Raw genomic sequence first — 20,712 nt, 5'->3', positions numbered from 1 at the left:
CTCCGCCGCCTTCACCCGCCCCGGCCGACGACTTCCCCGCCCGCAGTGCGGCGCCGCTCCTAGAAGTCGTCGTCGAAACCGACCGTGCCCTCCACCGCCACCTGGTACGCCGACGGGCGGCGCTCGAAGAAGTTCGTCAGCTCCTGGACACCCTGGAGCTCCATGAAGGAGAACGGGTTCTCCGAGCCGTACAGCGGCGCGAAGCCCAGCCGGGTGAGGCGCTGGTCCGCGACGCACTCCAGGTACTGGCGCATCGACTCGGTGTTCATGCCAGGCAGCCCGTCACCACAGAGGTCGCGGCCGAACTGCAACTCCGCCTCGACGGCCTCCTTCAACATGTCGGTGACCTGCCGGCGGAGCTCGTCGTCGAAGAGCTCCGGCTCCTCCTTGCGGACGGTGTCCACGACCTCGAAGGCGAAGTTCATGTGCATCGTCTCGTCCCGGAACACCCAGTTGGTGCCGGTGGCGAGGCCGTGCAGCAGACCGCGTGAGCGGAACCAGTAGACGTACGCGAACGCGCCGTAGAAGAAGAGCCCCTCGATGCAGGCGGCGAAACAGATCAGGTTCAGCAGGAACCGGCGCCGGTCGGCCCGGGTCTCCAGCCGGTCGATCTTCTCCACCGAGTCCATCCAGCGGAAGCAGAACTGCGCCTTCTCACGGATCGACGGGATCTCCTCCACCGCGTCGAAGGCGGCGGCCCGGTCGTCCGGATCGGGCAGATACGTGTCGAGCAGCGTCAGATAGAACTGGACGTGCACGGCCTCCTCGAAGAGCTGCCGCGACAGGTAGAGCCGCGCCTCGGGGGAGTTGATGTGCTTGTACAGGGTCAGCACGAGGTTGTTGGAGACGATCGAGTCGCCCGTGGCGAAGAACGCCACCAACCGGCCGATCATGTGCTGCTCACCCGGGGACAGCTTGGCGAGGTCGGCCACGTCGGAGTGGAGATCGACCTCCTCCACGGTCCAGGTGTTCTTGATCGCGTCCCGGTAGCGCTCGTAGAAGTCCGGGTAGCGCATGGGGCGCAGGGTCAGTTCGAAGCCCGGGTCGAGCAGGTTCTTCACTGCGGCGCCCGCGGTGGAATCGTTGGTGGTCATCACTGGCAGGCCTCGCAGGACTCGGGGTTTTCGAGGGAGCAGGCGAGCGCCTCCGCGTCGGAGACCGCCTGCTGGACGGGGATGGCGGCGGGGGCGGCAGCCGGGGCAGCGGCGTTCGCCGTGCCGGAAGCGGCGCGGGCGATCCGGGTCGCCGGGCGCGAACGCAGGTAGTACGTCGTCTTCAGCCCCTGCTTCCAGGCGTACGCGTACATCGAGGAGAGCTTGCCGATGGTCGGCGTCTCCAGGAACAGGTTCAGCGACTGGCTCTGGTCGAGGTACGGCGTACGGGCGGCCGCCATGTCGATCAGGCCGCGCTGCGGGATCTCCCACGCCGTGCGGTACAACGCCCGCACGTCCGCCGGGATCCAGCCGAAGCCCTGCACCGAGCCGCTGGCGTCGCGCAGCGCCTCACGGGTCCGCGCGTCCCACACGCCGAGCTGCTTCAACTCGTCCACCAGGTAGGCGTTGACCTGCAAGAACTCGCCGCTGAGCGTTTCGCGCTTGAACAGGTTGGAGACCTGCGGCTCGATGCACTCGTACACCCCGGCGATCGAGGCGATGGTGGCGGTGGGGGCGATGGCGAGCAGGAGCGAGTTGCGCATGCCGGTCTTCGCGATGCGGGCGCGCAGCGCCTCCCACCGCTCCGGCCAGGCCGGAGCGGTGTCGTAGTGGTCCGGGTGCAGCACCCCGCGCGCGGCGCGGGTCTCGCTCCACGCCGGCAGCGGGCCCGACTTCTCGGCGAGGTCGCAGGAAGCCTCGTACGCGGCGAGCATGATCCGCTCGGAGATGCGGGTGGAGAGCGCGCGCGCCTCCGCGGAGTCGAACGGCAGGCGCAGCCGGAAGAAGACGTCCTGGAGGCCCATCGCGCCCAGACCCACCGGCCGCCAGCGGGCATTGGACCGGCCGGACTGCTCCGTCGGGTAGAAGTTGATGTCGACGACCCGGTCGAGGAAGGTCACCGCGGTGCGCACGGTGGCGTCGAGCCGCTCCCAGTCGATGTCCCCGTCCGCCACGAAGGCGCCCAGGTTGACCGAGCCGAGGTTGCAGACGGCGGTCTCGCCGTCGTCGGTGACCTCCAGGATCTCCGTGCAGAGGTTCGAGGAGTGCACGACCCTGCCCGGCTCGGCGGTCTGGTTGGCGGTGCGGTTGGAGGCGTCCTTGAACGTCATCCACCCCTGGCCGGTCTGCGCCAGGGTGCGCATCATCCGTCCGTACAGCTCGCGGGCGGGCAGCGTCCGGCGCGCCAGGCCCTTCGCCTCGGCGGCCCGGTAGGCGGTGTCGAACGCGTCGCCCCAGAGGTCGACCAGCTCGGGGACGTCGGCGGGCGAGAAGAGCGACCAGGCCGCGTCGGCGTCGACCCGGCGCATGAACTCGTCCGGGATCCAGTGCGCCAGGTTCAGGTTGTGCGTACGCCGCTGGTCCTCACCGGTGTTGTCGCGCAGCTCCAGGAACTCCTCGACGTCCGCGTGCCAGGTCTCCAGGTAGACGGCGGCCGCGCCCTTGCGCCGGCCGCCCTGGTTGACCGCCGCGACGGAGGCGTCCAGCGTCTTCATGAACGGCACGATGCCGTTGGAGAGCCCGTTGGTGCCCCGGATCAGCGAGCCGCGCGAGCGGATGCGGGAGAACGACAGACCGATGCCCCCCGCGTGCTTCGAGAGGCGGGCCACCTCGTGGTAGCGGCCGTAGATGGAGTCCAGCTCGTCCAGCGGCGAGTCCAGCAGGTAGCAGGAGGACATCTGCGGGTGGCGGGTGCCCGAGTTGAAGAGCGTGGGGGAGGACGGCAGGTACTCCAGCCGGCTCATCAGCCCGAAGAGCGCGGCCACCTCGTCCACCGCCCGGTCGGTGTCGTCCTCGGCGAGACCGGCGGCCACCCGCAGCATGAAGTGCTGGGGCGTCTCCAGCACCTGACGGGTGAGCGGGTGGCGCAGCAGGTAGCGGCTGTGGAGGGTACGCAGCCCGAAGTAGCCGAACCGGTCGTCGGCGCCGTCCACGAGCGCCTGGTCGACCAGTGCGTCCAGCCGGACCGCGTGCAGCGCCACGAAGTGGGCGGTGCGGTCCGCGATCAGGCCCTCGCGGTGACCGATGGCGACCGAAGCGGAGAACGACACCGCGCCCTCACCGGCCGCCTCGGCGGCGATCGTACGGGTGAGCAGCCGGGCGGCGAGCCGGGAGTAGGCGGGGTCGTCCGCGATCAGGCCGGCGGCCGACTCGGTGGCCAGGCTCCGCAGCTCCGCCTCGTCGGCATGCGCGCTGCGGCCGCGGAGCGCGGCGGCGGCGACCCTGCCCGGGTCGGTGTCCGGCAGGTCCGCGGTGAGGGCGGTCAAGGTGCGCAGCAGCGCGGCCCCGGGGCCGTCGGCGGGCTCGGTCGCCGCGGCGGCCGCGGGCACGGACGCCGGATCGGCGGGCGCGATGGTCACGGGTGGTGCTCTCCCTCACTCGGCCCTGGGCCGGCGGGGGAGGGGAGGGCCGCGGGGCGTGCCACCTGGAGACGGGCAACACCGCACACGGCGTCCACCGGCCCATCCGCGAGGCCCGGACGTACGGGCGTCCGGTTCGGGTGAGCCGGACGCGCTGTCGGCAGGTAGCCGGACTCGAAGGTGCGCGAAACGCGCGGTTCACACCGTTGCGGGACAGTTCCGGATTCGCACCGGATTCCCCTGCGACGACAGCGAGACGAGCATACATGTGGGGGGCGGTGCCGCGGACGCACCCCACATCTTGTGCCTGGGGTGCCGGGGGTCCCCGGGGGTCCCCGGGGGTGTCGTTACCGGCAGGAGACCGGGCCCACGGGGGGATCGCGCGGCGGCCGCCTCGGCCACACGGCACCGCCTCGGCCACACGGCACCGCCTCGGCCACACGGCACCGCCTCGGCCACACGGCACCGCCTCAGCCGGCGGCGCCCAGGTCCAGCCGGTAGGTGAGCAGTGTCAGGCCCGGGACCGGAGACCAGTCGCGTTCCGGGGTGCGCGCGAAGCCGAGCCGCCGGTAGATCCGGTGCGCGCCGGTCATGGCCGGCTGGGTGGACAGCACCAGCCCGGTGACCCCGGCGGTCGCCCGGGCCCGCGCCGCGCACGCCCGTACGAGCGCCTCCCCGGCTCCCCGGCCGCGTCCCGCCCTGTCCACCGCCAGCATCCGGAACTCCGCCTCGTCCGGCGCCGCGACGTCGCAGAGAGGGCTGCCGGGCGGGGCGTAGGCGACCCCGCCGAGCACGGTGCCGGTGTCGTCCACCACGACCAATACCTCCGCCCCGGCGGCGCGGCCGGCCACGTCCCGCAGTCTCGCCAGGTAGGGGTCGTCCTCGCCGAGGCTGAGCAGGCCGTCGCCGAGGTACGCCTGCGCCGTGATCTCGCCGAGGAGGGCGTACTCCTCGGGTGCGGCGCTTCTGATCGTCAGGTCCATCCCCCGATTTTCGCCGAACGCCCCGGTGCGCGTGCGACCGGGGCGGCTCAACCGCTCGCGCCCACCTCGTTGTTCGGGGCGCCGTCGCCGTTCGGCGGGAGGTCGCCGCGCTCGATCGGCTGCGAGCCGGGCGCCTCGCCGAGGGGCGGGAGGACCTTGTCGAGCTCGGCGTCGTCCGCCCGGTGGGCCGCGTCGGCCGCGGTGCGCAGGGTGGCGCGGTCCACGCCGGGGAGCCCGGCGCTGACCGTCACCACGACGTCTCCCTCGGTGCGGGCGTAGGCGTGGCCGAGGGCGGTCGCGCTGTACCAGCCGTCGTCCTCGTGCTCGCAGACGGTGTAGCCGGGCGAGCCGTCGGTGGGCTGCTTCTCGCCGCAGTCGGCGGGGGAGTACGCGGCGCGCTCCACACCGAGCTGGATCACGTGGCCGTTCCTGTCCGTGTACGAGCTGCCGAAACCGTCGTCGCCGAGCACGCCCACCGACTGCAGGGCCAGGGTGTATCCGGGGATCTCGGTGACGTAGACGTGGTCGGTGCGGGTCTGGAGGTGGGCCGCCCGCGCCTCCAGCTCGGCGGGGTCCGGTGCGCCGACCGGGGCCTCGCCGCCCGCGTCCGCGTGCTCGGTGCCGCAGCCGGCGAGGGTGAGGACCAGCAGTGCGGGCCAGAGGCCGTGCAGCCGGGTGCGAGATGTCATGAGCACATCCTTCCGTACGCGTGGGGTGGGAACGCCGCCGGGCCGCCGCGCCCCTCCGGGGAGAGGACGCGACGGCCCGGCGTGCGGTTCGCCCGGCGCGGGACGGGGCCGGTCAGTGACCGCCCGGCGCACCCACGGTGGCCGGCGGCAGCGTCGCCTCGACGCCCGCGTCACCGGCGTCCGCCGTGTAGTCCTCCGGGGAGGTCTCGTCCACGCCGGCGGGCGCCTTGACCGCGCGGAGGACGAGGGTCAGCACGACCACCACCACGACGTTCAGCACGAACGCGGTGAGGCCGATGTACCCGATCTCGCCGATGCCCGGGATCTCCTTCGACGATCCGCCGAAGTGCTTCTGGGTCGGCGAGGCCACGCCGTACGCCGCCAGGGTGCCGTACAGCATGCCGACCGCCCAGCCCGCGAGGAGCGCCCAGCGGTGGCACCACCGGGTGAACAGGCCGCCGACCAGGGCGGGCATCGTCTGGAGGATCCAGATCCCGCCCAGCAGCTGGAAGTTGATGGCCACCGTCTTGTCCATGGTGAGCACGAAGGCCAGCGCGCCGACCTTCACCAGGAGCGAGACCAGCTTGGAGACCTTCGTCTCCTGGGCGGGCGTCGCGTCCGGCTTCAGGAACTCCTTGTAGATGTTCCGGGTGAAGAGGTTGGCCGCCGCGATGGACATGATGGCGGCCGGTACCAGCGCGCCGATCCCGATGGCGGCGAAGGCCACCCCGGCGAACCAGTCCGGGAACATGTTCTCGAAGAGCTGCGGGATGGCCAGCTGGCCGTTGGCCACCTTGACCCCGGCGGCGATGGCCATGAAGCCGAGCAGCGCCAGCAGGCCGAGCATCAGCGAGTACAGCGGCAGGATCGTGGTGTTGCGCCGGATCACCTCACGGCTGCGGCTGGAAAGCGTCGCGGTGATCGAGTGCGGGTACATGAAGAGCGCCAGCGCCGAGCCCAACGCCAGCGTGGCGTAACCCCACTGGCCCGCGTCACCGGGGACGATCCCGGCCACCGGTTTGCCCGCGGACTCGTTGGCGGCGGAGAACTTCGCGCTCGCCCCCGCGAAGATGTCGTCGAAGCCGCCCAGCTTGATCGGGATGTAGATGATCGCGACCGCGATGACCAGGTAGATCAGACCGTCCTTGACGAACGCGATGAGCGCGGGCGCCCGCAGGCCGGAGGAGTAGGTGTACGCCGCGAGGACCGCGAAGGCGATCAGCAGCGGCAGGTCCTTGACGAACCAGTTGGTGCCTTCGCCGCCGCCGACGCCCATGACGTCCAGCACCGCCTGGATGCCGACGAGTTGCAGGGCGATGTAGGGCATCGTGGCGAGGATGCCGGTCAGCGCGACCGCCAGCGACAGGCCCCGGGAGCCGAAGCGCCCTCGGACGAAGTCGGAGGTGGTGACGTACCCGTGCTTGTGCGACACCGACCAGAGCCGCGGCAGGAAGGTGAAGATCAGCGGGTAGACCAGGATCGTGTACGGGACCGCGAAGAAGCCCGAGGCCCCCGCCGCGTAGATCGCCGCCGGGACGGCGACGAACGTGTACGCGGTGTACAGGTCGCCACCGAGCAGGAACCAGGTCACCCAGGTACCGAACGACCGTCCGCCCAGACCCCATTCGTCCAGGCTCTGCTCGTTCTCCGCGCGCCGCCAGCGGGCGGCCCAGAAGCCCATGACGGTGACCGCCAGGAAGAAGAAGATGAAGACGGCGAGTGCCACGCCGTTCACGCCGTCCTTCACGCGGAAGCACCCCCCTTGCGGGCGCGCTGGTCACGGTTCCACAGCGTGTACGCGATCATCGTCAGCCCGGTCGAGACGACCACCCAGAGCATCTGGTACCAGTAGAAGAACGGGATGCCGATGAACGTCGGGTCGGTCTTCGCGTACGAACCGACCCAGAGCAGCGCCACGAACGGAGCGGCGAGGCATATCGCGATGACCACCCGCAGGGGAGTCACCGCCGGGGGTTTCGCCGTCGGGGGTGGGGTGGGCGCTGACACTTCTGGCATGGACTGACTCCGTTCCTCGCTGACCGCCGATGGTCACGTACGGCCGGCGCCCCGGCCGGGTGCGCCGGCCGTATGCCTTCCCGGCGACGGGACTCTTTCCGTCAACGGCACGGAGAGGGAACGGTTCTGGTTCATGCTTGGCCGAAAATCGTCGCTGCGGGCGCGATCGTGCCGCGGCGCGCGGGGGAGGGGGCCGGTCGCCCTCGCACGGGTGGGGGCAACACGTCCTCCGGCCCGCCCCTCCGGAACCGCCCCGCCCCCCGCGGTCCGCCCGTCCGCCGGTCAGTCCACCGGCCGCTTGAGCCGGGCCACGAACTTGTACCGGTCGCCCCGGTAGACCGAGCGCACCCACTCCACCGGCTCGCCCCGCCCGTCGATCGAGTGCCGGGAGAGCATCAGCATGGGGAGACCCACGTCGGTGCCGAGGAGGCCCGCCTCGCGCGGGGTGGCGAGCGAGGTCTCGATCGTCTCCTCGGCCTCCGCGAGACGGACGTCGTACACCTCCGCCAGGGCGGTGTAGAGCGAGGTGTACTTCACCAGCGAACGCCGCAGCGCGGGGAAGCGCTTGGCCGAGAGGTGCGTGGTCTCGATGGCCATCGGCTCCCCGCTGGCCAGGCGCAGCCGCTCGATGCGCAGCACCCGGCCGCCCGTCGTGATGTCGAGCAGCCCGGCCAGCGCCTGGTCCGCCGTCACGTAGCCGATGTCCAGCAGCTGGGAGGCGGGCTCCAGGCCCTGGGCACGCATGTCCTCGGTGTAGGAGGTGAGTTGGAGCGCCTGGGATACCTTCGGTTTGGCGACGAAGGTGCCCTTGCCCTGGATCCGTTCGAGCCGGCCCTCGACGACCAGTTCCTGGAGGGCCTGGCGCACCGTGGTGCGGGAGGTGTCGAACTCGGCCGCGAGGGTGCGTTCGGGCGGCACCGGGGTGCCGGGCGGCATGGTGTCCGTCATGTCGAGGAGGTGGCGCTTGAGCCGGTAGTACTTGGGCACCCGCGCGATGCGCGCACCCGTCCCGGTCCCGCTCGCGGGACTGACCTCACCGGCGCTCATGGTCCCTCTCCCCACCTGCTGTACTGCCGTCACCGGCTCCTCCGTACGTCGCGGCTCACATGGTGGCACGGTCCGGCCCAGGGGTGTCGTCCTCCCCATCCGGCCGTGTCGTCGGCCCGCCGTCCCACGGGTGATCCAGCTTCGAGGTCTTTCGATCAAAAGACCCTAGGTGTCGGTCCTATAACGGACGCGAGTGCACTTCTTATACACCCTTGACACCCCTAAAGGTCTAGGCCAAGCTCCGGGTGCTGGTCTAAACCATTAAAGACCAGGTCCAGCCCCAGCAGTACTCGTCGAATGTCTTCGCGGTGGGCGGGGTTGCAGCATCCCTGAGGAGGGTTTGGCGTGAAGCGCAAGCTCATCGCGGCCATTGGCGTCGCGGGCATGATGATCTCGATCGCGGCATGTGGTTCGGACGATGACAAGGACACCGCCGCCAAGCCGGCGGGTCCCGAGAGCTACAAGGGCCAGACGCTGACCGTCTGGGCCATGGACGGCTCGACGCCCGACCAGTGGCAGAAGGACCTGAGCGCCGCCTTCGAGAAGAAGACGGGCGCCACGGTCAAGTTCGAGGTCCAGAAGTGGGACGGGATCCAGCAGAAGCTGACGACCGCCCTCTCCGAGGAGAACCCCCCGGACGTCTTCGAGATCGGCAACACCCAGACCGCCGCCTACGCGAAGTCGGGCGGCCTCGCCGACCTCGGCGACGTGAAGTCCGCGATCGGTACCGACTGGTCCGAGACCCTCAACAAGGCCTCGGTCGTGGACGGCACGCAGTACGCGGCGCCGTGGTACTTCGCCAACCGCGTGGTCATCTACAACAAGACCGTCTTCGCGGATGCCGGGATCACCGACACCCCGAAGACCCGCGACGAGTTCTTCGCGGACCTGGACAAGATCAAGGCGAAGGGCAAGGCGGAGCCCCTCTACCTGCCCGGCCAGAACTGGTACTTCTTCGACGGTCTCACCATCGGCCAGGGTGTCGACCTCGTCAAGAAGGACGGGGACAAGTGGGTCTCCAACCTCGCCGACCCGAAGATCGGCGCGGCGATGGACCTCTACAAGAAGTACCAGTCCTACTCCCAGGCACCCAAGGACAAGGACGAGGCCACCCCGCAGCAGGCCGACGTCTTCGCCAAGGGCAAGACCGGCGCCTTCATCGGCATGGGCTGGGAGGCCGGCACGGCCATCGCCGCCAACCCGGCCATCGAGAAGGAGATCGGCTACTTCACCATCCCCGGTGAGACCGCCGACAAGCCCGAGGGGGTCTTCCTCGGTGGCTCCAACCTCGCCGTCGCCGAGGGCAGCAAGAAGAAGGACCTCGCCAAGGAGTTCCTGAAGCTCGCGCTCTCCGACCAGTTCGAGGGTCAGCTCGCCAAGCTGAACGGCGTCATCCCGAACAAGGAGTCGCTCAACACCAACCTGACGGGCAACGCGGTCGCCGAAGCCGCCGCGCCGTCCGCCAAGGTCGGTGGCACCACGCCGCTGATCCCGGAGTGGGCCGCCGTCGAGAACGCGCCCAACCCGATCAAGACCTTCATGACCGCGGTCCTGAACGGCAAGTCCAACGCCGAAGCCGCCAAGCAGGTCGAGGCGGAGCTCAACAAGCGCCTCGCGCAGCAGCAGTAAGGCCGAGCTGCCGGGTGCGGACTCCCCCGAGGGGTCCGCGCCCGGCAGCCGAGTTGTGTCCCATGGTGCCAAGGAAGAGATGGCGAGCATGACCGTGCAGACCGAACGGCCGCCCTCCGGCCCGGCGGAGGTTACGAAGCGGGCCGACCGCACACCGGCCCCGTCCGGAATCGGCGGCAGAAAATCGCAGCTGGCGCCTTATCTGCTGCTGGCCCCCCCGGTGGCCGTGACCCTGGTGTTCCTCGGCTGGCCGCTGGTGAAGAACACCCTGTTGTCGTTCCAGAACCTCAACATGCGGCAGCTGATCCAGCACATCTCCGAGTGGAACGGTGTCGACAACTACAAGGAGATCCTCGGCAACGCGGACTTCTGGAACGTCACCGGCCGGTCGATCGTCTTCGCGGGCACCAACGTCGTCCTGATCATGATCCTCGGCACCCTGACCGGCCTGCTGCTCGCCAAGCTCGGCAAGCGCATGCGGGTCACGCTGCTGATCGGCCTGGTCCTCGCCTGGGCCATGCCCGTCATCGCGGCGACCACCGTCTACCAGTGGCTCTTCGCCTCGCGGTTCGGTGTCGTCAACTGGGTGCTGGACAAGGTCGGCTTCCACTCGATGGCCGACTACAACTGGACAGGCGGCCAGTTCTCCACCTTCTTCGTCATCACGGTGCTCATCGTGTGGCAGTCGATCCCCTTCGTGGCGATCAACCTGTACGCCGCCACCACGACGATCCCCAAGGAGCTCTACGAGGCCGCCTCGCTCGACGGTGCCGGCGCCTGGAAGGGCTTCACCTCGGTCACCATGCCGTTCCTGCGGCCCTTCCTCTTCGCGACCACCTTCCTCGAAGTCATCTGGGTCTTCAAGGCGTTCGCCCAGGTCTTCGCGATCAACGAGGGCGGCCCGGACCGGCTCACCGAGATCCTGCCCGTGTACGCCTACATCGAGGGCGTCGGCAACCAGCACTACGGCATGGGTTCGGCCATCGCGCTGCTCACCATCGTGATCCTGCTCCTGCTGACCTCGTACTACCTCCGGATCGTTCTCAAGCAAGAGGAGGACGAGCTGTGAAGCGCTCGGCTTCGTCACGTTTCGGCCGGATCTGGCCGAACGCCACGGCCCTCGTCATGGTCGTCGGCTTCGTCTTCCCCGTGTACTGGATGTTCGCCACGGCCTTCAAGCCGACGCCGGACATCGTCTCGGACGACCCGGTGTGGTTCCCCACCCACGTCACGCTCGACCACTTCAGGACGGCGCTCGCCGCCGAGAACTTCTGGACCATGGTCCGCAACTCCCTCACGGTTACCGTCGTCGCCGTGACCCTCTCCCTCGTCCTCGCACTGGCCGGCTCGTTCGCCCTGGCCCGGATGCGCTTCAAGGGACGCAAGGGGTTCATCATCGGCTTCATGGTCGCGCAGATGGCGCCGTGGGAAGTCATGGTCATCGCGATCTACTTCATCGTGCGCGACGCGGACATGCTCAACAGTCTGATCCCGCTGACCCTGTTCTACATGGTCATGATCCTGCCCTTCACGCTCCTGACCCTGCGGGGCTTCGTCGCCTCCGTGCCCAGGGAGCTGGAGGAGTCCGCGATGGTGGACGGCTGCACCCGGCCGCAGGCGTTCGTCAAGGTGATCCTGCCGCTGCTCGCGCCCGGTCTGATGTCCACCTCGCTGTTCGGCTTCATCACCGCCTGGAACGAGTTCCCGCTCGTCCTGGTCCTGAACAAGCAGGCGGAGGCGCAGACCCTGCCGCTGTGGCTGTCGCAGTTCCAGACCCAGTTCGGCGACGACTGGGGCGCCACCATGGCGGCCTCCTCCGTCTTCGCGGTCCCGATCCTCGTCCTCTTCGTCTTCCTGCAGCGCAAGGCCGTGAGCGGTCTGACCGACGGCGCAGTGAAGGGATAGTGCGGCCCCCATGACCACTCTTGTCTCCCCCACCGACACCATCACCCGCGACGCGCTCGCGGTCCTCCAGCCCGGTTTCACCGGCACCACCGCGCCGGAGTGGCTGCTGCGCCGCGTCGGCGAAGGGCTCACCTCCGTCGGCCTGTTCGGCCGCAACATCGTCTCGCCCGACCAGCTCGCCGCACTCACCGCCCAACTGCGGTCCGAGCGCGACGACTTCCTGGTCGCCATCGACGAGGAGGGCGGCGACGTCACCCGCCTGGAGGTGCGCAACGGCTCGTCCTTCCCGGGCAACTTCGCCCTCGGCTCGGTGGACGACACCGCGCTGACCCGGGCGGTCGCGCACGAGCTGGGCCGCCGGCTCATCGAGTGCGGCGTCAACCTCAACTGGGCGCCCTCCGCCGACGTCAACTCCAACCCGGACAACCCGGTCATCGGCGTGCGTTCGTTCGGCGCCGATCCGGCCCTGGTGGCCCGGCACACCGCCGCGTACGTCGAGGGCATCCAGTCCGCCGGAGTCGCCGCCTGCACCAAGCACTTCCCGGGCCACGGCGACACCGCGGTCGACTCGCACCACGCGCTGCCCCGGATCGACGCCGATCTGGAGACCCTGCACGCCCGCGAACTGGTGCCCTTCAAGGCCGCCATCGCGGCGGGGTCGAAGTCGGTGATGAGCGCGCACATCCTGCTCCCCGCGCTCGACCCCGACCGCCCCGCGACGCTCAGCCCGCAGATCCTCACCGGTCTGCTGCGCGGCGAACTCGGGTACGAGGGGCTCATCGTCACCGACGCGGTGGAGATGCAGGCCATCTCCGCGACGTACGGGATCGAGCGCGGCTCGGTCCTCGCGATCGCGGCCGGCGCCGACGCCCTGTGCGTCGGGGGCGGCCTGGAGGACGACGCCACGGTCGAGCGGCTGCGCGACGCGCTGGTCACCGCGGTGCGCGACGGCGAGCTCGCCGAGGAGCGGCTGGCCGACGCGGCCGCACGGGTACGGGCACTCGCGTCCTGGACGCGCGGTGCGAGGGGGGCGGGTACGGAGCCGGGCGCGGCAGTGCAGGAGGGGATCGCGCCCGGCACCGGCTCCCGCGACGTCGGCCTCGTCGCGGCCCGCAGGGCGGTACGGGTGACCGGCGACGGTCCGCGGCTCGACGCCCCGGTCCACGTCGCGGCCTTCACCCCGGTCGCCAACATCGCGGTCGGCGACGAGACGCCGTGGGGCGTCGCCGCCGAGCTGACGCGGATGCTGCCCGGCACCACCGCCGCCACCTACGGCAGCGACGGTCCGGACCCGCTGGCGGAGGTCCTCGCCGCCGCGGGGGAGCGGCGCGTCGTGGCCGTCGTCCGTGACGCCCACCGGCACCCCTGGATGGCGGCGGCGGTCGACGCCCTGCTCGCCCGGCGCCCCGACACGGTGGTCGTGGAGATGGGGCTGCCGTACTCGGCGCCCCGTGGCGCGCTGTACGTGGAGACGCGCGGTGCCGCCCGCGTCTGCGGCCTCGCCGCGGCGGAGGCCCTCACCGGGGCGTGACCGCGCGCGGGACGTGCCGCACGGGAAGGAAGGAGGGGCCGGCCACCAGGTGGCCGGCCCCTCCTTCCTTCCCGTGCGGCCAGGGGGCCTACAGCCCCTGCCAGGCCGGCTTCGAGGCGAAGGTGTGCCGGAAGTAGTCGGCCAGCTTCAGCTTGGAGGCGGCGGCCTCGTCGACCACGACCGTGGCGCGCGGATGCAGTTGGAGCGCGGAGGCGGGCACGATCGAGGCGACCGGTCCCTCGACGGTCTGCGCCACCGCGTCGGCCTTGCCCTCGCCGGTGGCCAGCAGGATCGCGTGGCGCGAGTCCAGGATGGTGCCGATGCCCTGGGTGATGACGTGGTGCGGCACCTGGTCGATGTCGTCGTCGAAGAAGCGGGCGTTGTCCACCCGGGTCTGCTCGGTCAGGGTCTTGATCCGGGTGCGCGAGGCGAGCGAGGAGCAGGGCTCGTTGAATCCGATGTGCCCGTCCGTGCCGATGCCGAGCAGCTGGAGATCGACGCCGCCGGCCTCGGTCAGCGCCCTGTCGTACGCCTCGCAGGCGGCCTGGACGTCCTCGGCCGAACCGTCCGGGCCCATGAAGGAGGTCGCGGTCAGTCCGAGGGGTTCGACGACCTCGCGCAGGACGACCGAGCGGTACGACTCCGGGTGGCCCGCCGGCAGTCCGACGTACTCGTCGAGCTGGCAGATCCTGGCCCGGGAGGCGTCCACCGCGCCCGTGCGCACCTTCTCGGCCAGGGACCGGTAGATGGGCAGCGGGGTCGAGCCGGTGGCGACGCCGAGCAGGGCGTAGGGCTTGCGGCGCAGCAGCGCTGCCATGGCCTCCGCGATGAGCTCGCCGCCTGCCGCTGCGTCCGGGACGATGACAACTTCCACGCTGTGCCTGCCGATCTGATCCGTGAGGGCCATGTGGTTTAGACCAATCGGCTCCAAATTTAACAGAATTCGGCGCCGCGGGGGCGAGTGCGGTCCGCCTGTGATCACCGTCTTTGGGATCTTGATCGCGGGGAGGCGGACGGTCGGGCGACTTGAACCAATTGTCCGCAGATGTGGAGGGCGCGCGACCGGACGGTGATCCCGGTCCGTCGTGACGCGGCGGTACCGGGCGGGGGCGGACGCGGGGAGGATGCACCGACGCGGGACTCTCGCGCGGAACGGCGGGCGAAGGCCGGTGGGGGGTGCGGGGCGCGTGCGGCGGCCGGCCACCCGCGGGCCGCGGTGCCGGGAGGGACCCTCAGCCCACCCGGCTCCGCGACCCGGAGCTGCTCGGCCGGCGGTGTGCGGTGCCTCCGGCCGTACGGGGCACCGGCGCGATCAGGGCAGAGAGCGCGGGTGCCTCGATCCGTCCTCCTGTGCGGGGAGGACGGAGGTTCGTGTTTCCGTATTGTGGACTAGACCATTCTTCGGTGTCCATGCGTCTGCCGCACCGATTCTCCCGCCCCGGTGCCGTTCTGTACACGGGGCGGGCCCTCCCGTCGCGGGAGGCGGGCCCCGCTCGGTTCGGAACCTCTCGGTATCCACGGGTACGCTCGCACATGTGCCCTCCATGAACGACCTCGTCCGCCAGCACACAGCCCTGAGCGACACCGATCTCGAATGGCTCCACCTGCTGGTCTCGGAGTGGCAACTGCTCTCCGACCTCTCCTTCGCCGACCTCGTCCTCTGGGTTCCGACCCAGGACGGGACGCGGTACGTCTCCGTCGCGCAGATGCGTCCCAACACCGGCCCGACCTCCTACCAGGACGACATGGTCGGCCATCTGGTGCCGCGCGGCCGGCGCCCCCTGCTGGACGCCGCCCTGGACCAGGGCCGGATCGTGCGCGAGGGCGACCCGGAATGGCGCGAGGAGGTGCCGGTCCGGGTCGAGTCCATCCCCGTCCGCCGCGAAGGCCGGATCCTCGGCGTCATCGCTCGCAACACCAACCTGCTGACCGTGCGGACCCCGTCCCGCCTGGAGCTCACCTACCTCCAGTCCGCGGCCGACCTCGCGCAGATGATCGCCACCGGGGCGTTCCCCTTCCCCGGCCAGCAGGTCGACATGGACGCGTCGCCCCGGGTCGGCGACGGCCTCATCCGGCTCGACGCCGACGGGATCGTGCAGTACGCCAGCCCCAACGGTCTCTCCGCGTACCACCGTCTCGGCCTCGCCTCCGACATCGTCGGCCTCCACCTCGGCCAGGCCACCGCCGAACTCGCCCCCTCCAGGGGGCCGGTGGACGAGGCCCTGGCGAAGGTGGCGAGCGGTTACGCGCCCCGCGAGTTCGAGGTCGAGTGCACGAGCGGCGTCATCCAGTTCCGGGCGATCCCGCTCAAGCCCAAGGGGGTGCGCATCGGTTCGCTGGTGCTGCTCCGGGACGTCACGGAACTGCGTCGCCGGGAGCGCGAGCTGATAACCAAGGACGCCACCATCCGGGAGATCCACCACCGGGTCAAGAACAACCTCCAGACGGTGGCCGCCCTGCTGCGCCTCCAGGCCCGCCGGATGGACTCCGTACAGGGGCGCGAAGCGCTCAACGAGGCGGTGCGACGGGTGGGTTCGATCGCCATCGTGCATGAGACCCTGTCCCAGAATCTGGACGAGCGGGTCGAGTTCGACGAGATCGCCGACCGGGTCATCTCCATGGTCGCCGAGATCTCGCCCGGCAAGGTCACCTGCCGGCGCACCGGCCGCTTCGGCATCCTTGACGCGGAAGTGGCCACGCCCCTGTCGATGGTGCTCACCGAAGTCCTCCAGAACGCCCTGGAGCACGCGTTCGGCGTCGGCGACAGCGGCACGGTCGAGGTCTCCGCGGTGCGGGGCGGATCCTCCCAGGACGGCCGGCTGCTCATCACCGTGCGGGACGACGGCCGCGGCCTCCCCGAAGGGTTCGACCCCCGGACGGCGGGGAACCTCGGCCTGCAGATCGTACGGACGCTGGTCGAGGGCGAATTGGGCGGCAGCTTCGACATGGTGCCCGCGCCGGGACGCGGCACCCAAGTGGTGCTCGACCTCCCGGTCAGCGCCGATCGGTAGGCGCCGACCGGGAGACTGGCGCGTTCCCCCCGGCACAGCGAAAGGCCCGGACCGTGGTGACGGTCCGGGCCTTTCGCCTCAAGCACGTTCTTCTGCGCTACGGGGTACTGCGCGCTGCGACTCGAAGGCGGGGCTGTGCGTACGCTGCGTACGCGCCGCCGGGCTGAGGCTTTGTCGCGGGGGCGTCGGTCAGGCGCTGGCGTTGCGCGCCCGGTTGCGAGCGGCGCGGCGCTTCATGGCGCGGCGCTCGTCCTCGCTGAGGCCACCCCAGACGCCGGAGTCCTGGCCGGACTCGAGCGCCCACTGCAGGCACTGCTCCATGACGGGGCAGCGACGGCAGACGGCCTTGGCTTCCTCGATCTGCAGCAGCGCAGGACCGGTGTTGCCGATGGGGAAGAACAGCTCGGGGTCTTCCTCACGACAAACGGCGTTGTGACGCCAGTCCATGGCTGCTACCTCTCCTTGGTATTACTTGCGTGTTGCTTGTGAATGTGAACGCTTTCACGAATCCTCCCGCAGGTGAAGGGCCTACGCCCAGACGAACTGGTCGTGGTCATCACAGTGGGGAGGGGTTCTGACTCTCAGTGGAGGCCGATGCTGCGGGCCGTCCCGATCGCCATGTAGAGATTCCCAAACCTGGGCGGCGGATACAACCCCTTCTGGAAAGTTTTTTTTGATTCCTCGGTGTCGGCTCCGTCACAGCCGTACTTCTAAGGGGTGGGAACCAGCCCAAACGTTCGAGTTAAAGGACTTCGGGCCCTTCCACTCACACAATCACACGCAGTGCACGGCGTACGCCTGTGAACGTCACGCTCGTACGCAGCCCCAGGTGGTCGCCGTCCATCTGGAAGGGGAGCGGGACCTTTGAATGCAAGGTGAAGTCCGTGAGGTCGTGTCGTGAAACGACGTGCTTGCCGTGTGGACCCTTCTCGGGGCTGGAAGTGAGCAGCTGAGTGCCGTAGCGGGCCACCTGCGCGGTGGAGAGCCGCTTCAGGCCGAGGAGGTCCAGGGCGGTGTCGAAGGAGGCCTTGGGGGAGGCGTACATCGGGCGATTGCCCAGGTAGGTCCAGGGGGCGGTGTTGCAGATTATCGACAGCGCCAGCTCGTGCACCGGCTCCTGTCCGGGCACCTCCAGCGTGATCACGCCCTGACGGCGGTGCGGCTCGTCGACGAACTGCCGGAGCACCTGGCGCACGTACAGCGCGTGGGTCGAACGCTTGCCGCCTTCGCGCTTCTGTTCGACCCGGCCGATCACGCCGGCGTCGAAGCCGAGGCCCGCGCAGAAGGTGAACCAGCGTTCGGGCACCGCCTCGTCGGCGGAGCCCGGGGTGCCGACGGCCAGTCCCAGCCCGACCGTGCGGGAGCTCTCCGCGGCCAGCGCCTGGAGGATCGCGCCGGTCGACTCCACCGGATCGTTGGGCAGTCCGAGGGCCCGCGCGAAGACGTTCGTCGAGCCGCCGGGGACCACGGCGAGGCTCGGCAGCCCGTCGTCGGGACCGTCGTGCAGCAGTCCGTTGACGACCTCGTTCACGGTGCCGTCACCGCCGAGGGCGACCACGAGGTCGAAGCCGCCGGAGTCCGCGGCACGCCGTCCCAGGTCCCTGGCGTGACCCCGGTACTCCGTGGTCACGGCCTCGATCTTCATCTCGCTCGCCAGTGCGTGGATCAGCACGTCGCGCGTGCGCGCACTGGTGGTGGTGGCGGCGGGATTGACCACGAGGAGAGCGCGCATGACAGCAAGCCTACCTACCGGGCGGTACCGGCCGGGAGCCGCTCCCGGCCGGTCACCCAGGGTGATCGCTCACCCCCGGTGACACGGAGTTACCGGGCGTGCCGCTCGGGAACGCGCGGCCCCCGGCTTCGCTTTCCGGGCCCCGGGATGCCAACCTGGCTGGCGTGAGTACTCAAGCGAACACGCCCGCCCCGCCGCCCGCGCCCGCACCCGGGGCACGGACCGGGAAGCCGGGGCGCATGGAGGCCCTCGCCGCGCTCACCGCCCTGGAAGGGGCGGCACTCGTCGTCGGCGGGATCTCCATGCTGGTGATGGGGCTGCTCGGCCACCCGCAGAGCCCGCAGCAGGCGGTGACCGGCGGAGCCACCCTCGCCGCGCTCGGCGTCATCCCGCTCGCGGCCGCCCGCGGACTGCTGCTGCGCCGCAGCTGGAGCCGGGGCCCGACGCTCATCACGCAGATCATGGCGCTGCCGGTGGCGTACACACTGCTGAAGTCCCAGGGCGGCCTGATCCCCACCGGGATCGCGCTCGCCGCCGTCGCGATCACCGCGCTGGTCCTCGTCCTCAACCCCGCCACCACGCGGGAGCTGGGCATCGACCGCGGACCGCGCCCGGCCCCCGAGGACCGGTAGCCCGGCTCTCCGTACGGAAGCGGCCCGCCCCGGCATCTGCCGGGGCGGGCCGCTTCCGTACGCGTACGCTCACTCCTCCACGAGGAGCCGCTCGCGCAGCTGGGCCAGGGTGCGGGCCAGCAGCCGGGAGACGTGCATCTGCGAGATGCCGACCTCCTGCGCGATCTGCGACTGGGTCATGTTGCCGAAGAACCTGAGCAGGAGGATCCGCTTCTCCCTCGGCGGCAGGCCTTCCAGCAGCGGCTTCAGGGACTCGCGGTACTCGACCCCCTCCAGGGCCTCGTCCTCCGAACCCAGTGTGTCCGCGACGGCGGGCGACTCGTCGTCCGTGTCCGGCACGTCGAGCGAGAGGGTGCTGTAGGCGTTGGCCGACTCCAGCCCTTCCAGCACCTCCTCCTCGGAGATGCCGAGGCGCTCCGCCAGCTCGTGCACGGTCGGTGAACGGCCGTGCTGCTGGGAGAGCTCCGCGGTCGCCGTGGTCAGCGACAGCCGCAACTCCTGAAGGCGGCGCGGGACTCGCACCGCCCAGCCCTTGTCCCGGAAGTGGCGCTTGATCTCACCGACGACGGTCGGCGTCGCATAGGTGGAGAACTCCACGCCCCGGTCCGGATCGAACCGGTCCACGGACTTGATCAGGCCGATCGTGGCGACCTGGGTGAGGTCGTCCAGCGGCTCGCCCCGGTTGCGGAACCTGCGGGCCAAGTGCTCCACGAGCGGCAGGTGCATCCGGACCAGCCGGTTGCGCAGCTCCGCCTTCTGGGGAGATCCGTCCGGCAGCTCCCGGAGCACGAAGAAGAGCGCCCGTGCGCCGCTGCGGTCGTTGGGATCGTGGTGCCCGTGCTCGCTCATCTGGCCCGCCCGCTCCACCTGATCTGCCGCGACCGTGACACCCCCGGGCCCGCCGGCCCCGGCCGCCCCGTCCACCGGGTGCGGCCGGGCCTGTTGCTCGGGGACGGCGGTCGGGTGCACCGCCCCTGGTCGAACCGAATCGTCCCGCACAGCACCGTCCCCGTTCCCGTCGCTCACGCCGGCCCGGGTCCCGCGCCGCGCTGTTTGTGGAGGCTGATGCTGACCGTCCGGTCGTCGGCGACCGTGGACTCGACCTTGCCCGCCAGCGCGGCGAGCACCGTCCACGCGAAGGTGTCGCGCTCCGGCGCCCGCCCGTCCGTGGTCGGGGCCGACACGGTCACTTCGAGGGAGTCGTCGACGAGCCGGAACACGCAGCTGAGGACGGAACCCGGCACGGCCTGCTGGAGCAGGATCGCGCAGGCCTCGTCGACCGCGATGCGGAGATCCTCGATCTCGTCGAGAGTGAAGTCCAAGCGCGCCGCGAGGCCGGCCGTGGCCGTACGCAACACCGACAGGTAGGCACCCGCCGCGGGCAGCCGGACCTCCACGAAGTCCTGGTTCCCGGGTTCACCTGCGATCTGGGACACCCTCACCTCCAAGGTGGCACAAACTCGTTCGAGGTTCCGGAACATGTCCAAAACCGTGCGGTCGGTCGTCGGTTCTCGGTCGGGGCGACGCTATCGCGATCCATGGTGCCGTGTCGCCGCGAGCCCAACCGGTGGGGGTGACACATGGTAAGCACGGTCCTACGGAAAGTGGCTAGTGCCGTGACCGGCATTGTTCGCCCGTGACGGGGAGGTGCCCCGCCCCGGGGGTTGCGGGGTGCGGAGTGCGGGGTCGCAATTCCGAAGAACCGGCGCCCGGTTCGACGTACCCAGGCGTCAGACGATCGAACCGTCCTCGTAGCACCAGCGCCAGCTCTCGCCGGGCTCGAAGCTCCGCATCACCGGGTGTCCGCTCTCCCGGGCGTGTCCCGTAGCGTGCCGCAGCGGTGACGAATCACAGCAACCGACGTGCCCGCAGGTGAGGCAGAGGCGCAGCTGCACGGGGTGTGCCCCGGCGTCCCGGCACTCCAGGCAGGTGGAGCTGAGCGGGGTCGGCTCGGGGCGGGGCAGTTCGGATACGTGGAGGCACTCACTCATGATGGCCAGGTTACGACGGATGCGAGGACCCGACT

General features: G+C 70.4%; 19 protein-coding genes and 1 riboswitch. Of the genes, 6 read left to right on the top strand and 13 right to left on the bottom strand.

The window, feature by feature from the left end; genetic code table 11:
* Nucleotides 1–59: 59 nt before the first annotated feature.
* The 7 genes from PZB77_RS09625 to PZB77_RS09595 form a co-directional block, all read right to left on the bottom strand.
* Nucleotides 60–1,094 carry a ribonucleotide-diphosphate reductase subunit beta gene (locus PZB77_RS09625; RefSeq protein ID WP_275492154.1) on the bottom strand — a complete coding sequence of 345 codons (1,035 nt, stop codon included), beginning with the start codon at nucleotides 1,092–1,094 and terminating at the stop codon, nucleotides 60–62.
* Nucleotides 1,094–3,511 (bottom strand): ribonucleoside-diphosphate reductase subunit alpha, encoded by a 2,418-nt coding sequence (locus PZB77_RS09620; RefSeq protein ID WP_275492153.1) that lies wholly within the window; start codon nucleotides 3,509–3,511, stop codon nucleotides 1,094–1,096. The genes PZB77_RS09625 and PZB77_RS09620 overlap by 1 nt, the downstream gene beginning before the upstream one ends.
* A 141-nt stretch (nucleotides 3,512–3,652) precedes the next feature.
* Nucleotides 3,653–3,792: riboswitch (cobalamin riboswitch) on the bottom strand.
* 189 nt (nucleotides 3,793–3,981) lie between these two features.
* Nucleotides 3,982–4,494 carry a GNAT family N-acetyltransferase gene (locus PZB77_RS09615; protein ID WP_275492152.1) on the bottom strand — a complete coding sequence of 171 codons (513 nt, stop codon included), beginning with the start codon at nucleotides 4,492–4,494 and terminating at the stop codon, nucleotides 3,982–3,984.
* A 47-nt stretch (nucleotides 4,495–4,541) separates the two neighbouring features.
* Nucleotides 4,542–5,183 (bottom strand): hypothetical protein, encoded by a 642-nt coding sequence (locus tag PZB77_RS09610; RefSeq protein ID WP_275492151.1) that lies wholly within the window; start codon nucleotides 5,181–5,183, stop codon nucleotides 4,542–4,544.
* A gap of 112 nt (nucleotides 5,184–5,295) precedes the next feature.
* A complete protein-coding gene (locus PZB77_RS09605) occupies nucleotides 5,296–6,930 on the bottom strand; it encodes a sodium:solute symporter (RefSeq protein WP_275492150.1) in 1,635 nt (544 codons plus the stop codon).
* On the bottom strand, nucleotides 6,927–7,199 hold the full coding sequence (locus PZB77_RS09600; protein WP_275492149.1) for a DUF3311 domain-containing protein: 273 nt from the start codon (nucleotides 7,197–7,199) through the stop codon (nucleotides 6,927–6,929). The genes PZB77_RS09605 and PZB77_RS09600 overlap by 4 nt, the downstream gene beginning before the upstream one ends.
* 282 nt (nucleotides 7,200–7,481) lie before the next feature.
* Entirely contained in the window at nucleotides 7,482–8,246 is a 765-nt protein-coding gene (locus tag PZB77_RS09595) for a GntR family transcriptional regulator (protein WP_275492148.1), read from the bottom strand.
* Between the two features lie 345 nt (nucleotides 8,247–8,591).
* On the opposite strand from PZB77_RS09595, the gene PZB77_RS09590 reads away from it, so the two are divergent.
* The 4 genes from PZB77_RS09590 to PZB77_RS09575 all read left to right on the top strand — a co-directional run bounded on the left by PZB77_RS09590 (nucleotide 8,592) and on the right by PZB77_RS09575 (nucleotide 13,311).
* Nucleotides 8,592–9,875 (top strand): extracellular solute-binding protein, encoded by a 1,284-nt coding sequence (locus PZB77_RS09590; protein ID WP_275492147.1) that lies wholly within the window; start codon nucleotides 8,592–8,594, stop codon nucleotides 9,873–9,875.
* A gap of 88 nt (nucleotides 9,876–9,963) precedes the next feature.
* The gene (locus PZB77_RS09585; RefSeq protein ID WP_275492146.1) at nucleotides 9,964–10,944 is read left to right on the top strand and encodes a sugar ABC transporter permease; all 981 of its coding nucleotides are present in this window, start codon (nucleotides 9,964–9,966) and stop codon (nucleotides 10,942–10,944) included.
* A complete protein-coding gene (locus PZB77_RS09580) occupies nucleotides 10,941–11,780 on the top strand; it encodes a carbohydrate ABC transporter permease (protein ID WP_275492145.1) in 840 nt (279 codons plus the stop codon). Before PZB77_RS09585 ends, PZB77_RS09580 begins: the two co-directional genes overlap by 4 nt.
* A gap of 10 nt (nucleotides 11,781–11,790) precedes the next feature.
* Nucleotides 11,791–13,311 (top strand): glycoside hydrolase family 3 protein, encoded by a 1,521-nt coding sequence (locus tag PZB77_RS09575; protein WP_275492144.1) that lies wholly within the window; start codon nucleotides 11,791–11,793, stop codon nucleotides 13,309–13,311.
* An 88-nt stretch (nucleotides 13,312–13,399) separates the two neighbouring features.
* Here PZB77_RS09575 and nagB read toward each other — a convergent pair whose 3' ends face one another.
* On the bottom strand, nucleotides 13,400–14,185 hold the full coding sequence (nagB, locus tag PZB77_RS09570) for a glucosamine-6-phosphate deaminase (protein ID WP_275495983.1): 786 nt from the start codon (nucleotides 14,183–14,185) through the stop codon (nucleotides 13,400–13,402).
* Between the two features lie 670 nt (nucleotides 14,186–14,855).
* On the opposite strand from nagB, the gene PZB77_RS09565 reads away from it, so the two are divergent.
* On the top strand, nucleotides 14,856–16,322 hold the full coding sequence (locus PZB77_RS09565; protein ID WP_275495982.1) for a PAS domain-containing sensor histidine kinase: 1,467 nt from the start codon (nucleotides 14,856–14,858) through the stop codon (nucleotides 16,320–16,322).
* Nucleotides 16,323–16,511: 189 nt separating this feature from the next.
* On the opposite strand, the gene PZB77_RS09560 is transcribed toward PZB77_RS09565, so the two are convergent.
* Entirely contained in the window at nucleotides 16,512–16,769 is a 258-nt protein-coding gene (locus PZB77_RS09560; RefSeq protein WP_003953983.1) for a WhiB family transcriptional regulator, read from the bottom strand.
* Nucleotides 16,770–17,088: 319 nt separating this feature from the next.
* Nucleotides 17,089–18,054, bottom strand: coding sequence for a diacylglycerol kinase family protein (locus PZB77_RS09555; RefSeq protein ID WP_275492143.1), 966 nt, complete (start codon nucleotides 18,052–18,054; stop codon nucleotides 17,089–17,091).
* 164 nt (nucleotides 18,055–18,218) lie between these two features.
* Here PZB77_RS09555 and PZB77_RS09550 point away from each other — a divergent pair, with 164 nt between their 5' ends.
* On the top strand, nucleotides 18,219–18,686 hold the full coding sequence (locus PZB77_RS09550; RefSeq protein WP_275492142.1) for a hypothetical protein: 468 nt from the start codon (nucleotides 18,219–18,221) through the stop codon (nucleotides 18,684–18,686).
* A 69-nt stretch (nucleotides 18,687–18,755) separates the two neighbouring features.
* On the opposite strand, the gene PZB77_RS09545 is transcribed toward PZB77_RS09550, so the two are convergent.
* From PZB77_RS09545 to PZB77_RS09535, 3 genes are all read right to left on the bottom strand, one after another.
* Entirely contained in the window at nucleotides 18,756–19,685 is a 930-nt protein-coding gene (locus PZB77_RS09545; RefSeq protein WP_275492141.1) for an RNA polymerase sigma factor SigF, read from the bottom strand.
* A 23-nt stretch (nucleotides 19,686–19,708) separates the two neighbouring features.
* Complete coding sequence (locus tag PZB77_RS09540; protein WP_266708962.1) at nucleotides 19,709–20,122, bottom strand: anti-sigma regulatory factor; 414 nt, start codon at nucleotides 20,120–20,122, stop codon at nucleotides 19,709–19,711.
* 294 nt (nucleotides 20,123–20,416) lie between these two features.
* The gene (locus PZB77_RS09535; RefSeq protein ID WP_275492140.1) at nucleotides 20,417–20,677 is read right to left on the bottom strand and encodes a UBP-type zinc finger domain-containing protein; all 261 of its coding nucleotides are present in this window, start codon (nucleotides 20,675–20,677) and stop codon (nucleotides 20,417–20,419) included.
* Nucleotides 20,678–20,712 lie beyond the last annotated feature (35 nt).

The sequence above is a fragment of the Streptomyces sp. AM 2-1-1 genome (genome assembly GCF_029167645.1).
In the GTDB taxonomy this organism is placed as follows: Bacteria; Actinomycetota; Actinomycetes; order Streptomycetales; family Streptomycetaceae; genus Streptomyces.
Note: the sequence above shows the minus strand (reverse complement) of the source record. Positions and strands in the feature narration are given on the sequence as shown.

What these genes read in the sequence shown, in the direction of transcription:
- PZB77_RS09600 (WP_275492149.1), bottom strand. Translation starts at nt 7,199, where the DNA reads ATGCCAGAAGTGTCAGCGCCCACCCCACCCCCGACGGCGAAACCCCCG.
- PZB77_RS09555 (WP_275492143.1), bottom strand. Translation starts at nt 18,054, where the DNA reads ATGCGCGCTCTCCTCGTGGTCAATCCCGCCGCCACCACCACCAGTGCG.
- PZB77_RS09625 (WP_275492154.1), bottom strand. Translation starts at nt 1,094, where the DNA reads ATGACCACCAACGATTCCACCGCGGGCGCCGCAGTGAAGAACCTGCTC.
- PZB77_RS09565 (WP_275495982.1), top strand. Translation starts at nt 14,856, where the DNA reads ATGAACGACCTCGTCCGCCAGCACACAGCCCTGAGCGACACCGATCTC.
- PZB77_RS09615 (WP_275492152.1), bottom strand. Translation starts at nt 4,494, where the DNA reads ATGGACCTGACGATCAGAAGCGCCGCACCCGAGGAGTACGCCCTCCTC.
- PZB77_RS09575 (WP_275492144.1), top strand. Translation starts at nt 11,791, where the DNA reads ATGACCACTCTTGTCTCCCCCACCGACACCATCACCCGCGACGCGCTC.
- PZB77_RS09610 (WP_275492151.1), bottom strand. Translation starts at nt 5,183, where the DNA reads ATGACATCTCGCACCCGGCTGCACGGCCTCTGGCCCGCACTGCTGGTC.
- PZB77_RS09585 (WP_275492146.1), top strand. Translation starts at nt 9,964, where the DNA reads ATGACCGTGCAGACCGAACGGCCGCCCTCCGGCCCGGCGGAGGTTACG.
- PZB77_RS09560 (WP_003953983.1), bottom strand. Translation starts at nt 16,769, where the DNA reads ATGGACTGGCGTCACAACGCCGTTTGTCGTGAGGAAGACCCCGAGCTG.
- PZB77_RS09595 (WP_275492148.1), bottom strand. Translation starts at nt 8,246, where the DNA reads ATGAGCGCCGGTGAGGTCAGTCCCGCGAGCGGGACCGGGACGGGTGCG.
- PZB77_RS09535 (WP_275492140.1), bottom strand. Translation starts at nt 20,677, where the DNA reads ATGAGTGAGTGCCTCCACGTATCCGAACTGCCCCGCCCCGAGCCGACC.